This is a genomic window from Pseudarthrobacter sulfonivorans, from assembly GCF_014712225.1.
Classification (GTDB): Bacteria; Actinomycetota; Actinomycetes; order Actinomycetales; family Micrococcaceae; genus Arthrobacter; species Arthrobacter sulfonivorans.
In genome coordinates this window covers 53,167-66,414 of the sequence record NZ_JACXBW010000011.1, presented here as the reverse complement: position 1 = coordinate 66,414, position 13,248 = coordinate 53,167, and the positions used below count along the sequence as shown (strand labels likewise).

Annotated in this window: 13 protein-coding genes; 8 read left to right on the top strand and 5 right to left on the bottom strand. The window is 64.6% G+C overall.

Annotated features, from left to right (window positions below):
• The first annotated feature begins 142 nt into the window (after positions 1-142).
• From IAQ70_RS14940 to IAQ70_RS14915, 6 genes are read left to right on the top strand one after another with little or no spacing between them, the layout of a single operon-like run.
• Entirely contained in the window at positions 143-1,156 is a 1,014-nt protein-coding gene (locus IAQ70_RS14940; RefSeq protein ID WP_190990107.1) for a hydroxyacid dehydrogenase, read from the top strand.
• Between the two features lie 55 nt (positions 1,157-1,211).
• Positions 1,212-2,492: an ABC transporter substrate-binding protein gene (locus IAQ70_RS14935; protein ID WP_190990106.1), complete on the top strand. Its 1,281-nt coding sequence runs from the start codon at positions 1,212-1,214 to the stop codon at positions 2,490-2,492.
• On the top strand, positions 2,489-3,427 hold the full coding sequence (locus IAQ70_RS14930; protein ID WP_190990105.1) for a carbohydrate ABC transporter permease: 939 nt from the start codon (positions 2,489-2,491) through the stop codon (positions 3,425-3,427). Before IAQ70_RS14935 ends, IAQ70_RS14930 begins: the two co-directional genes overlap by 4 nt.
• Positions 3,427-4,362: a carbohydrate ABC transporter permease gene (locus IAQ70_RS14925; RefSeq protein WP_190990104.1), complete on the top strand. Its 936-nt coding sequence runs from the start codon at positions 3,427-3,429 to the stop codon at positions 4,360-4,362. The genes IAQ70_RS14930 and IAQ70_RS14925 overlap by 1 nt, the downstream gene beginning before the upstream one ends.
• The gene (locus IAQ70_RS14920) at positions 4,359-5,069 is read left to right on the top strand and encodes a DUF624 domain-containing protein (RefSeq protein WP_190990103.1); all 711 of its coding nucleotides are present in this window, start codon (positions 4,359-4,361) and stop codon (positions 5,067-5,069) included. Before IAQ70_RS14925 ends, IAQ70_RS14920 begins: the two co-directional genes overlap by 4 nt.
• A gap of 19 nt (positions 5,070-5,088) precedes the next feature.
• On the top strand, positions 5,089-6,852 hold the full coding sequence (locus tag IAQ70_RS14915; protein WP_190990102.1) for a glycoside hydrolase family 35 protein: 1,764 nt from the start codon (positions 5,089-5,091) through the stop codon (positions 6,850-6,852).
• Positions 6,853-6,880: 28 nt separating this feature from the next.
• Here the strand turns inward: IAQ70_RS14915 and IAQ70_RS14910 are convergent, their stop codons facing one another.
• Positions 6,881-7,738, bottom strand: coding sequence for an HAD family hydrolase (locus IAQ70_RS14910; protein WP_190990101.1), 858 nt, complete (start codon positions 7,736-7,738; stop codon positions 6,881-6,883).
• Between the two features lie 273 nt (positions 7,739-8,011).
• Here IAQ70_RS14910 and IAQ70_RS14905 point away from each other — a divergent pair, with 273 nt between their 5' ends.
• Positions 8,012-9,019 (top strand): type IV toxin-antitoxin system AbiEi family antitoxin domain-containing protein, encoded by a 1,008-nt coding sequence (locus tag IAQ70_RS14905; RefSeq protein ID WP_190990100.1) that lies wholly within the window; start codon positions 8,012-8,014, stop codon positions 9,017-9,019.
• 68 nt (positions 9,020-9,087) lie between these two features.
• On the opposite strand, the gene serS is transcribed toward IAQ70_RS14905, so the two are convergent.
• Positions 9,088-10,368 carry a serine--tRNA ligase gene (gene serS, locus IAQ70_RS14900; protein ID WP_190990099.1) on the bottom strand — a complete coding sequence of 427 codons (1,281 nt, stop codon included), beginning with the start codon at positions 10,366-10,368 and terminating at the stop codon, positions 9,088-9,090.
• Positions 10,369-10,457: 89 nt separating this feature from the next.
• Between serS and IAQ70_RS14895 the strand changes: the two genes are divergently transcribed.
• Positions 10,458-11,516, top strand: a complete 1,059-nt coding sequence (locus IAQ70_RS14895; RefSeq protein WP_190990098.1) for a diacylglycerol/lipid kinase family protein — start codon at positions 10,458-10,460, stop codon at positions 11,514-11,516.
• A gap of 12 nt (positions 11,517-11,528) precedes the next feature.
• On the opposite strand, the gene IAQ70_RS14890 is transcribed toward IAQ70_RS14895, so the two are convergent.
• The 3 genes from IAQ70_RS14890 to IAQ70_RS14880 form a co-directional block, all read right to left on the bottom strand.
• A complete protein-coding gene (locus IAQ70_RS14890; RefSeq protein WP_190990097.1) occupies positions 11,529-11,735 on the bottom strand; it encodes a hypothetical protein in 207 nt (68 codons plus the stop codon).
• A gap of 84 nt (positions 11,736-11,819) precedes the next feature.
• On the bottom strand, positions 11,820-12,800 hold the full coding sequence (pheA, locus tag IAQ70_RS14885; protein ID WP_190990096.1) for a prephenate dehydratase: 981 nt from the start codon (positions 12,798-12,800) through the stop codon (positions 11,820-11,822).
• A 42-nt stretch (positions 12,801-12,842) separates the two neighbouring features.
• Positions 12,843-13,169: a rhodanese-like domain-containing protein gene (locus IAQ70_RS14880; protein WP_190990095.1), complete on the bottom strand. Its 327-nt coding sequence runs from the start codon at positions 13,167-13,169 to the stop codon at positions 12,843-12,845.
• Positions 13,170-13,248 lie beyond the last annotated feature (79 nt).

Here is a 13,248-nt window from a genome sequence, read left to right as displayed (position 1 = left end):
TTTCGGATCGACACTGATCGGCATGGTTGAAGTGTGGTGTTTATGAGTATGTACTTATTTTCGGATACGACGCAAGACATGAAACGCCAATCGCGGCCGGCCCCCCGGCGGCACTGACAACACCTGAAAGGAGGACCCTGATATGTCGCCCAAACCCAAAACACTGCTGGTCATGAATAGCGGCACCTACGCGGACCAGTTTGATTCCACGCGGTTGCAACGGCTCGCGGGACTCGTTGACCTGGGCGAACAGCCATGGACCGATTCACTGGATTCCCCCGAGCTCGCCGGCCGTTTGGCGGACGTGGAGATTCTGCTCACCAGCTGGGGGGTTCCACTGCTCGCTTCGGAGATGCTCGACCGGATGCCCAAGCTGCGTGCAATCTTCCATTGCGCCGGGACCGTGCGCAGTTTCGTTACTGACGAGCTGTGGGAACGGGGCATCCTGGTCACCAACGGCGCGGACGCCAACGCCATCCCGGTCGCCGAGTTCACCTTCGCCTCGATCGTCCTGGCCGGGAAAAAGGCCCACGTCCTCGCTAACGATGCCCGGATCCACCGGGACGACTGGAGCTACTCCAGCCGGCGCGGCGAACTCGGCAACATCGGCCGGGTCATCGGCGTGATCGGCTTTTCCCGGATCGGACGCCGGGTGGTCCAGCTGGTCCAACAGCTGCAGGACGTGACGTGCCTGGTGAGCGATCCGCACGCAGACCCGTTTGCCGTCCAAGCAGCAGGCGGACGGCTCGTTCCGCTCAAGGAGCTCCTGCCGGCGTCGGACATCGTGACGGTCCACGCGCCGGCACTGCCCGAGACGCGGCACATGATCGGGTCTGCGGAGCTCCGGGCCATGAAGGACCACGCAACCTTGATCAACACGGCCCGCGGGTCACTGGTGGATACAACAGCACTTGAGGTTGAGTGCGCCACCGGCAGGATCCACGCGCTCCTGGACGTCACCGAACCCGAGCCGCTGCCCGCGGACTCGGTGCTATATGACCTCCCCAACGTGATCATCACCCCGCACATCGCCGGTTCCCTGGGAACGGAAACCCGGAGGATGTCGGACGCGGCCCTGGACGACCTGGAACGGTACCTGACCGGACAGGAACTCCTCGCCCAGGTGGTCCACGACGACCTCTCCCTCAGCGCCTGACCCACACCACGCGCCGCAGCTGCGGCGGACTTAACCCTCACCTAAGGAGAACGCAATGAAGCGCACAACCCTCGCCGCGATCGCACTGGCTGTAACGGCCGGACTCGGCCTGACCGGTTGCGGCGGCGCCGCCGGACCGGCGGAACCCCAGAGCCAGGGCGGCAAGACGCGCCTGACCGTTTCCGTGTGGAACTACGAAGGGACCCCGGAATTCAAGGCACTCTTCGACGCCTACGAAGCTGCCAACCCCACGGTGGACATCGAGCCCGTGGACATCCTGGCAGATGACTATCCCCAGAAGGTCACCACGATGCTGGCCGGCGGCGACACCACCGACGTCCTCACCATGAAAAACGTCATCGATTACTCCCGCTACGCCAACAACGGCCAGCTGCAGGAGATCAACGGCGTGGTGGACAAGGTGGGCGAGGACAACCTGGCCGGCATCGACGCCTTCGATATGGACGGCAAGTACTACGCGGCCCCGTATCGTCAAGACTTCTGGCTCCTGTACTACAACAAGGACCTGTTCAAGGCTGCCGGCATCGAAGACCCCAAGGACCTGACCTGGGAGAAGTACACGGAGATCGCCAAGAAGCTCTCCACCGAAGCGGACGGCAAGAAAGTCTACGGAACCTACCACCACATCTGGCGTTCAGTAATCCAGGCGATGGCGGCCGCCCAGAACGGCGCTGACCAGAACAGCGGCGACTACGGTTTCTTCGAAGACCAGTACAACACCGCGCTGGATCTCCAGAAGAGCGGGGCCACCTTGGACTTCGGCACGGCGAAGAGCCAGAAGACCAGCTACCGCACCATGTTTGAAACCGGCCAGGCTGCCATGATGCCGATGGGCACCTGGTACATCGCCGGCATCCTGCAGGCCAAGAAGGACGGCAAGACCAACGTCAACTGGGGCCTGGCTCCGATGCCGCAGAAGACATCCGGCGGCAAGGTCACCACCTTCGGGTCGCCCACAGCCTTCGCCGTAAACAAGAACGCCGCCCACTCCGACGACGCCAAGAAGTTCATCGAATGGGCCGCCGGCGAAGAAGGCGCCAAGGCCATCTCCAAGATCGGTGTTGTCCCGGCCCTGCAGAACGAATCGGTGACGGCTGAATACTTCAAGCTGGACGGCCTGCCCACGGATGAGCTTTCCAAGAAGGCCTTCACCCCTGACGAGACTGCCCTGGAAATGCCCGTGAGCGACAAGTCCGCTGCGACGGACAAGATCCTCAACCAGGAACACGACCTGATCATGGTGGGCGAGCGCTCCGTGGCCGACGGCATCGCCGAGATGGGCAAACGCGTCAAGAGCGAAGTCCTGGGCCAGTGACTACGGAAACACTGTCGCCGGAAACACGCACCCCCGCCCCGGCTGTCCACAGCCGGGGCAACCGGAAGCAGGCGCGGCGCAACACGCTGATCGGCTGGACGTTCATCCTGCCGAACTTCCTGGGCTTCCTGGCCTTCACCCTTATCCCGGTGCTGGCCGCCTTCGCCCTCTCCTTTATGGAGTGGACCTCATTCAGCGCACCGCGCTGGGTAGGCCTGGCTAACTTCCAGCGCATGGTGCAGAGCGACACCTTCTGGGTGGCCCTGCGCAACACGATGGTCTACGCCCTGGGGCACGTGCCGCTGACCATGGCCCTGGCCCTGGTCCTGGCCCTGCTCCTGAACCGCAAACTCAAGGGCATCGGCTTCTTCCGGGTGGCCATTTTCTTCCCCTACATCACCTCGCTGGTGGCTGTCGCCGTCGTCTGGAACATGCTCTTCAGCCCGGACAGCGGACCGATCAACCAGCTGCTCCACGCCATCGGCATCGCCGAGGCGCCCGGCTGGACCTCCAGCTCCGACTGGGCCATGCCTGCCGTGATCATCACCAGCGTGTGGCGCGACATGGGCTACTACATGATCCTGTACCTAGCCGGGCTCCAGGCCATCCCGACCGAACTCTACGAAGCGGCGGAGGTGGACGGCGCCAGCCCGTGGCAACGGTTCTGGAACGTAACCCTGCCATCGCTGCGGCCCACCACGTTCTTTGTGGTGGTGATGCTGACCGTGTCCAGCTTCAAAGTCTTTGACCTAATTGTGGTCATGACCAACGGCGGTCCCGGGCGCTCCACCACGGTGCTGTCCCAGCTCATCTACCAGGAGGGCATCGGCGAAGGAAAGTTCGGCTACTCCTCGGCGATCTCCCTGGTGCTGTTCCTGATCGTCCTCACCGTCACCGTCCTGCAATTCAAGCTCCAACAGCGGAGGGAACGCTGATGACCAACCTCGCGGAAGACCTCAAGGCCCCTAATCTGCCAGGCGTACCGGTGAGGGGCGGGGCAAATAGTCCGGAAGACCGCCGTCGTACGCACCGCAGTTCCCGGCGCGAACGTAACAAGCGCACCACGGACGTGGTGGTTTACGGCGTCCTTGCCGTACTGGTGGTGGCGCTCCTGGTCCCGTTCATCTGGATGCTCTCCTCCTCGCTGAAGGAGAACAACCAGGTCCTCACAGTCCCCATCCAGTGGATTCCCTCGGAGTTCCTGTGGAGCAACTACACGGACATCTGGACCAGGATCCCGATGATGGGGTACCTGCAGAACTCGCTCTACCTCGCGGTGATCATCACCTGCCTGCAGGTCCTGACCGGCTCGCTCGCGGCCTACGGTTTCGCCAAGGTCCGCTTTCCGGGCAGGGACGTGCTGTTCCTGGCGTACATCGGCACCATCGCCGTGCCGTGGCAGGCCTACATGGTGCCGCAGTACATCATGATGCAGCAGCTGGGGCTGACCAACAGCTTCAACGCGCTCATCCTGCTGCAGGCGTTCGGCGCGTTCGGTGTGTTCCTCATGCGCCAGTACTACATGACCATTCCCGACGAACTCTGTGAAGCCGCCCGTATCGACGGCCTCAGCGAGTATGGCATCTGGGCCCGCGTGATCCTGCCCTTGTCCAAGCCCGCCCTCGCCAGCCTGGCGCTGCTGACGTTCGTGAACACCTGGAACGACTACATGGGCCCGTTCATTTACCTAACCAGCAACCGGCTGTGGACGGTCCAGCTTGGCCTGCGCTCCTTCGTGGGACAGTTCGACGCCGAGTACGCCATGATCATGACCGGTTCCGTCATCTCGGTAATCCCCATCCTGATCATCTTCCTGATCGGCCAGCGGTACTTCATCCAGGGCATCGCGACGAGCGGAATGAAAGGATGACCACGGTGCGCCAGCATACAACAGGGCCGCTGCGTCGTCGTTGGGCGGGGCCAGGATTTGAAACCTTCGGGAGCATCTTCGGGTTCATTTACACCTTCCTGGCCGGGAACGTCCTGCTCGCCGTGGCCAACGCACCACTGGTGCTCTGCCTCGCGCTGGTGGCCGACCCCGCGGCCGCGTGGCCATTCTTCCTGGCGCTTTCGGTCACCGTTGCGCCGTCGCTCGCCGGCGTCTTCGCAGCCTTCCGCGCATTGAACGACGACGGCGGCACGGTCAAGCCGGTTGCCGCTTTCCTTCGGGGATACCAGCGCAGTTTCAAGCGGGCCGCACCGCTCGGTTTGGGCGCAGTGGCCATGCTGCTGTTCCTGGGCGTGGACCTGGCTATTATCCAGGCTATGCCGGCAGCGGCAGCGTTGGTGCCGCTGATCATCGTAGCGGCCGCCGTGACGGTAAGCCTGGCCGTCACGGCGATTGCCGGCGTCGTACTTCTGCCCGATGCCAGCTTGAAAAGCACCCTCAAGGCCTCGATCTATCTGGTGGTGCAGCGCTGGTTCCTGAGCCTGGCCATGCTGATCCTGCTGGGAATCATCGTCTCGGCCGCGCTGCTTCAGCCAGTCCTGGGTGTCGCCCTGGCACCGGCTCCGCTGCTCTTCGTGGTCTGGAGCAACGCTTCGTACGCATTCCATGCTGTGCTCCGGCCGGCGTAATTTCCTGTTAGGACCCGCTTTGGATACCTTCACAATCGGCGATCAGGACTTCCTCCTGAACGACGAACCCTTCCGGATCCTCTCCGGAGCCATCCATTACTTCCGGGTCCAACCGGACCTGTGGGCAGACCGGATCCACAAAGCCCGGCTCATGGGACTGAACACCATCGAGACGTATGTGCCGTGGAACGAGCACTCGCCGACACCTGGCGTGTTTAATACCGACGGCGGCCTGGACCTGGCCCGTTTCCTGGACTTGGTAGCGGCGGAAGGCATGCGGGCCATCGTCCGGCCGGGACCGTACATCTGCGCCGAATGGGACAACGGCGGGCTGCCGGCATGGCTGTTCAGCGACCCCACCGTGGGTGTCCGCAGCAGCGAACCCGGCTACCTCGCCGCCGTCGGCTCCTACTTCGATGCCCTGCTGCCCATCGTGGTGGAGCGGCAGGTCACGCACGGCGGACCGGTCATCCTCCTGCAGATCGAAAACGAGTACGGCGCCTACGGCAGCGACAAGGCGTACCTGCAGCACCTCGTGGATCTGGTGAAACGCCACGGCGTGGATACGCCGCTGTTCACGTGCGACCAGCCTTTCAGCACCATGATCGAGGACGGATCGCTGCCGGAGCTGCACAAAACCGGAACCTTCGGTTCGCGTTCCCTTGAACGCCTGGCGTTTATCCGCGAGCGGCAGCCGAAGGGGCCGCTGATGTGCGCGGAGTTTTGGAACGGCTGGTTCGACAACTGGGGCACCCACCACCACACCACCGACGCCGCTGCATCCGCCGCCGAACTCGATGCGCTGCTGTCCACCGGGGCGTCAGTGAATATCTACATGTTCCACGGCGGCACAAACTTCGGTTTTACAAACGGCGCCAACCACAAGGGCATTTACGAACCAACCATCACGTCGTACGACTACGACGCGCCGCTCAGCGAGGACGGGCACCCGACAGCCAAGTACTTCGCGTTCCGGGACGTCATCGCCAGGCATTTCCCCGTTCCAGCCGAGGTCCCGGCCGGACGGCCGGTCCGGCCGGAGTCTGTGGTCACCATGCGCTCTGGCGTCCCGTTGCTCAGCGCGGTGGATGCCTTGGGTTCTGTCTGCGACGTCGCAGGGCCCGTGCCGCGTTCCGAGGTCACCGGCCAGTACCGAGGTCTATGCCTTTATGAGCGGACACTTGGCCGCGGCGGCGTCCTTGCCTTTGACGAAATCCGCGACCGGGCCCAGTTCTTCCTCGACGGACTTCCGCTGGGCACGCTCAGCCGCGAACTCGGCGAGCGCAGCATCGTGATCCCCCGGGGCGGGCTCCTGCAGGTTCTCGTGGAAGATCAGGGCCGCGTCAACTACGGACCACGAATCGGCGAGTCCAAGGGATTGACCGGACCCGCCCTGCTTGACGGCGAGGAATTGCGCGACTGGCGGATCCGACCACTGTCCCTGGATAGCCTGGATGCCGACGCCGGCCCGCTCGGGGCGCTTGCCCGGGACCTGGCCGGAGCCGGCGGGGTGGCAGGCCCGTCCCTGTCGTTCGCGACGTTCGAAGCGGACGGACCCGAGGACCGCTACCTGCGACTGGACGGCTGGACGAAGGGCAACGCCTATCTGAATGGCTTCAACCTTGGCCGTTACTGGAGCCGCGGACCGCAGCGGACACTGTACGTTCCGGGGCCGCTCGTCCGTCCGGGCAGCAACGTCCTGGCTGTGCTGGAGCTCCAAGGCAGCACCACCCGCGATGTTCGCCTTGTCTCCGGGCCGGACCTCGGACCGGACGAGAAGTAGCTGTGGCCGGCTAAGGCCCGGGCAGCCCTTATGAAAGGAGGCTGCGGAGCACGTGGGCGGCGCCGTCGTCGAACACTGACGCGGTGACCTCATCCGCTGCGGCGATGACTTCCTCCGGGGCCTGGCCCATGGCCACACCCCGTCCGGCCCAGCCCAGCATTTCGATGTCGTTCCGGCCGTCGCCAATGGCCACGGTCCTGTTCGGCTCGGTGCCCAACTGGCCGCGGAGCCGTTCCAGCGCGCTGGCCTTGGTGACGCCGGCCGCGGCGATGTCCAGCCATGCTGTCCAGCCGACGGAGTAGGTCACGCCGGCCAGGCCGATCTGCTGGATGGTCTCGGAGAACTCCTCCGGCGTGTTCTCTGTGCTGTACACCACCAAGCGGACTGCTGTGGATTCCAGCAGCGTCTGGAAGTCCACGCCTATCGCCTCAACACCGAAGCTGGCGTCATGGAAGCGCTCGGTGGCGAGAAAGTTGCCATCCTCGTCCTCCAGAGCGTACTTCGCGGTGGGCAGGCGTTCGCGGAGGGCGCGGAGGGCAGGGGCCGGATCGAAAGTGGACTTGTGGATGATTTCGTAGCCGTCGGCCAGGTCCGGATCCAGCCGGAGGGTCACACCGCCGTTGCAGCAGACCGCGTAGCCGGTGTCGATGCCGATCTGCTCGATGATGGGCAGGGTGGCGTTCAGGGAGCGGCCGGTGGCGATCAGGACGTCGTGTCCGGCAGCCACCACGGCCTGGGCGGCGTCGCGGACCGGGGCGGACATGTGGCCGTCGTGGTCCACCAGGGTGCCGTCCACGTCCAGGGCGACCATGAACTTGATGCTGTTTTCAGTTGCGTTCCGCCGGTCATCGGTGCCGGCGACTGTGGATTCAGTCAAAATAGTCATGCGTCAAGTGAACCAGAGACCCCGGAAAGCGGCTAGGACGCAGGCCACAGCCCCGGTGAACACACGGTTAATACTCACAGGTTATCCCCGGTGTGGGTATTAACCTCCCCCGCGGCCGGGCCGGCCTGGCTGCCCGCGGCAAGACCCCGCCGGATGGTCAGATCCCCTCCGCCCGCCAAGGGGAAAAGCCCGTTGCCGGGGAATTGCCGGGAGTTGTCCACATCCGGGCAGACGCGGCTAGCGGCGCCAGCGCGGTCAGCAAAGCATGGAACCATGGACTCCCCTCCCTCAGCCCTGATCCTCGCCCGCCATAGGCGCGCTCTTACCGGCAGCAGCCGTGGCCTAAGCCGGGCCTACAACAAGGGTGACCTGGTCCGCGTTAGGGCTGGCGCGTACTACAACAAGCCCGCGTGGCTCGCCCTCAAGCCGTGGGAACGCTATTCCGCCACGGTGGCAGCGGTGGCGGCCATCGACCCATCGGTTAACTTCTGCTATCTGACCGCACTGCGGATCTGGCGCCTCCCGAGCCCGCGGGTCCCCGACCACATCCACATGCTCACGTCATCGCCGCACAAGGCCGGAAGACTTCCGTCCACCACCCTCGCGGCAAGGGATCCGAAGACAGGCTTCACAGGGCTCGAAGCAGCAAAGGGATACGGAATCTCCCGCCATCACTGGCAAGCAGACGTTGTGGAAGACCGAGGGTTCCGTGTCACTTCCCTGGTGCAGACCGTCCTTGACTGCATCGTCCGGATGGAGCTCCCCGAGGCGGTCGCGGTGGCTGACGATGTGCTCGGAAGCCGCCGCAAGGAAGGCGAAGGCCTCACGCGGAACGAGCTTGAGGCGGCGTCAGGCCGTTTGGCGTCTGCTGCTAAGCGACGCCGGGTCCTGGCGATACTGGCACTCGCCGACGAGGCTGCAGAAAGTGTCGGGGAGTCCCGGAGCCGTGCGCTTATCCACGTCTTGGGGCTCCCGGCTCCGGTCCTCCAACACGCCTTCTACGACCTCGACGGATTCATTGGGCGGACGGACTTCTTCTGGCCCGAGTACGGCCTAATCGGGGAGTTCGACGGCGACGCCAAGTATCTCGACGACGACCTCCTGGGTGGCCGCACGGCTCGCGAAGCCCTGCTGGCCGAAAAGAAGCGGGAGGACCGGCTTCGAGCACTCGGCTACACGGTTGTCCGTTGGGACTGGAAAGCCGTCACGAAACCGGAACTCTTGGGGCAGAAGCTCGCAGCGGCCGGCCTCCCACGCAGAAATCCCCGCCGCGTGGACTAAACCCCTTGGCGTTAGCCGGGGATTGGACCACAAGACGGGGAATTCTGGGATTGGCGAGGAAACCGGGCCTAGAGGACCGGGAAGACTTCCAGGCCGCCGAGGTACTTCTGCAGGGCGGCCGGGACGTTGACCGAGCCGTCGGCGTTCTGGTGGTGCTCCAGGATGGCCACGATCCAGCGGGTGGTGGCCAGGGTGCCGTTGAGGGTGGCCACGGCACGGGTGCCCTTGGCTACGCCTTCGTCATTGATGACTCGCTCACGGATATTCAGGCGGCGGGCCTGGAACGTGGTGCAGTTCGAGGTGGACGTCAGCTCGCGGTAGGCGCCCTGGGTGGGAACCCAGGCCTCGCAGTCGAACTTCCGGGCGGCGGACATCCCGAGATCCCCTGCGGCGGTGTCGATGACCCGGTACGGCAGCTCGCACTTGGCCAGCATCTCCTCTTCCCAGGCGAGCAGGCGTTCGTGCTCAGCTGCGGCCTGTTCAACGGTGGTGTAGATGAACATCTCCACTTTGTTGAACTGGTGCACGCGGATGATGCCGCGGGTGTCCTTGCCGTGCGAGCCGGCTTCGCGCCGGTAGCAGGAGCTCTGGCCGGCAAACCGGATGGGACCGGACGTGAGGTCCAGGATTTCGTCCGCGTGGTAGCCTGCCAGCGCCACCTCGGAGGTGCCCACAAGGTAAAGGTCATCCTCGGCGAGACGGTAGATCTCGGCGTCGTGCTTTACGTCAAAACCGGTGCCCTGCATGGTCTCGGGGCGCACCAGGGTGGGTGTGATCATGGGAACGAAACCGGCCTCGATGGCCTGATCCATGGCCATCTGCAGCAGCGCCATCTCCAGCCGCGCACCCACGCCGCGCAGGAAGTAGAAGCGGGAGCCGGACACCTTCGCGCCGCGCTCCATGTCGATCGCGCCGATCAGCTCACCAATTTCCAGGTGGTCCTTGGGCTCGAAATCGGGAAATTCGCGGGGCGTGCCAACGGTCTTGACCACAACGTAGTCGTCCTCGCCGCCCTCGGGGACGCCGTCCTCGATAAGGTTCGGGATGGCACGCAGCAGTTCGTCCTGCTTGGCCTGCACAGCATCAGCCTCGGCGGAGGCTGCCTTGACGGTGTTGGCCAGTTCCTTCACCTCGGCGAGAAGGGCTTTTTTCTCGTCGCCCTTGGCCTGCGCCACCTTCTTGCCGAAGACGTTCTGCTCGGCCCGGAGGTTTTCATACCGGATCAGGGCGGCCCGCCGGGCGGAGTCTGCTGCGATGATCGCGTCCACCACTGATTCGTCGGCGCCGCGGGCGCGCTGGCTGGCACGGAACTTGTCCGGGTTTTCGCTGAGGTCTTTTACGTCGATCACCAGACAAGAGTATCTAATCCGGCGCACGGAGGACTGCCGCCCGGAACGCGGAAATAGCGGCGCCGCGCCCGGGCTACTGTTGAAGCACCATGAACGACTGGCTTCTCTACCTCCTGAGTGCGGCAGCGCTGGCCTTTGCTGTCTCCAGTTGGTGGGGTGTGCGGAAGCTCAAGGCCCTGCACGTTCGCAGCGCTGTCAACGAAGTGGCCCACGAGGCCGGCCTCACCCACCAGCGGGTGGCCGTCATCCTCAACCCCGTCAAGGCACGCGCCCCCGAGGCGAAAGCAGCCATCCAGCGCGCCTGCCTCACAGCCGGCTGGGACGATCCCCTCTTTTTGGAGACGACGGCGGAGGACCCCGGCTACTCCCAGGCCAAAGCGGCGCTCGATTTTAAGGCCGACGTCGTCCTGGTGGGCGGCGGCGACGGAACCGTGCGGGTGGTGGCCGAGTCGCTCGCGCACACGGACATTGCCATGGGCATCATTCCGCTGGGAACCGGGAACCTGCTGGCGCGCAACGTTGACCTGGACGTCAACGACCTCCGCGCGAATATCCAGACGGCCCTGTTTGGCCAGCAGCGCTACATCGACACCGCACGGATGGGCATCGAGAACTCCCGCACCGGCCACTCCTCCAAACACCTCTTCCTGGTGATCGCCGGAATCGGGATGGATGCGGAAATCCTGGCGGACACCAATGCCGGACTCAAGAAAGCGGTGGGCTGGCTCGCCTACACCGAGGCCGGCATGAGGCACCTGCCTGGGCGCCGGCGGAAAGTGTCGGTCTCCCTGGATGAAAGCCCGGAACAAGTCCGAAACATCCGCACCGTCCTCTTCGCCAACTGCGGGCTGGTGCCGGGCGGCATCGATTTCATCCCCGAAGCCATGATCGACGACGGAATGCTCGACGTGGTGGTCATGAGCCCGCGCAGTGCCATCGGCTGGCTGGCCATGTACGGGAAAATCCTCCTCAAACACCGGGGCAACCTGCCCATCATGACCATGTACCGGGCGGGGAAGATCGTCATCAAGTGCCCGGACCCCATGCCGACCCAGATCGACGGCGATCCGTCGGGTTTGGCCACGAAGGTCACGGTCCAGGTGGCGCCGCGGTCACTCCTGATCAGGGTAAAGGGTCAGCAGGCCTGAGCCAGGCCGGCCTCAAGCGGTGGCTTTCTTGGCTGCTTCCTCTGCGGCGGCCTTTGCGGCACGCGCCTCAGACTGCTCGCGGATCATGGCCTGTTCCTCTTCGAAGCGCAGGCGGTCGGCCCGGTCTGCTTCGTCGCCGTCCCAGTCCTGGTTGTCTTCGGCTGGCTTGGGATTAACGATCATGCCCTGGCCGTCATTGTCCGTACTGCTGGTACTCATGACCCGCTCCCTTCGTTAGGGGCCGTCCCCCAAGTGGATCAGGCAAGCATACGCACAGTAACAATCCCGCGGAAGTACCCCCATCTACGCTGTGGGCGAAGCCTCGGAAGCGGTTTCAGGGCCGCCCGGCTGCGCCTGGGCAATCGCGCCCACCCATTGATGCGCTGCACGGAATGCCTCGTCCGAGGTGTGCGGGGCCACGAGGACCTCGTGCGCGTCCGCCCGCCCGTAGGAACCCAGGAAACGGGTGGCCGGGCTGATGCGGTGAAGCCCCGCGAGTGCGTCGGCGACCCGGGCGTCCTGGACATGGCCGTCGGCATCGATACTGAAGAAGTAATGGCCCAGATACTGCCCGGTGGGCCGGGATTCGATCCGGCTGAGGTTTACGCCGCGGGTGGCAAACTGATCAAGGATTTCCATCAGCGCCCCCGGCCGGTCCTCCGGCAGGGGGACCACCACGGTGGTCTTGTCCGCTCCGGTCCGCTCAGGCAAGGCGCCCGGCCGGCTCACCATGATGAACCGCGTCACGGCACCTGGATTGTCGCCGATGTTCTCCGCCACCACGGCCAGTCCGGGCTGTTCCTGCGCGACTATCGGTGCACAGATGGCGGCGTCGTAATGGGCATCGTCCGCCAGCAGCCCCATGGCGGCGGCCGCCGTGGAGGAGCCCGGGACGTATTCCGCACCGGGAATGTTCGCCTCTACCCACAGGCGGCACTGTGCCCACGCGTGGCCGTGGGTGGAAATGCGCCGAATTTCGGCGAGCCTTACTCCCGGGCGAGCCACCAATACAAAGCTGATGGGCACGAGGACCTCCCGCGTGATCCGGAGTTCCGGACCACTGGCAATGGCGTCCAAGGTGGCAGTGACGCCGCCTTCGACGGAGTTCTCGATCGGGACCATGGCGGCATGCGCAGAACCCTCCCGGACCCTGTCCAGGGCAGCGTTCACGTTGGAGGCCGGAATGCGGATGGCCTCGGCGGCTCCCGGCACCTGCATCAGCGCCGCCTCGGTGAAGGTTCCCTCAGGTCCAAGGAACGTGTAGATAGCGGCTGACGCAGGCATGGCATATTCCTCTATGGCGATGGATGCGGGAAAAGTCGCGGCTTAAAGGACCAGCGGCTTGAGCCCGTTGTCGGACACCAGCGGCTTGCCTGACTCCAGCCACTGGTCCATTCCGCCCGCAACATTGATGGCAGCGTAGCCTTGGCCGGTGAGCCACTGGGCAGCGCGGAAGGACCGCCCGCCGGTCCGGCAAATGATGTAAAGGTCCTGGTCCGGGTCCAGTTCGTCCAGGCGTGCGGGAAGCTGATCCAGCGGAATGTGTAGGGCGCCCTCGGCGTGGCCGGCCACCCACTCGTAGTCTTCGCGGACGTCAAGAATTGCCGCGTCTTCCGGAACGTCGTTGACAGGCACGGATTCGAAATCGCTCACGGGATCCCTTTCGGATGATTGTGGTCTCCTCCCAGCCTAACGCCGGGCACCTGCCAACCCGGCCGGGAACGGGGAGGTT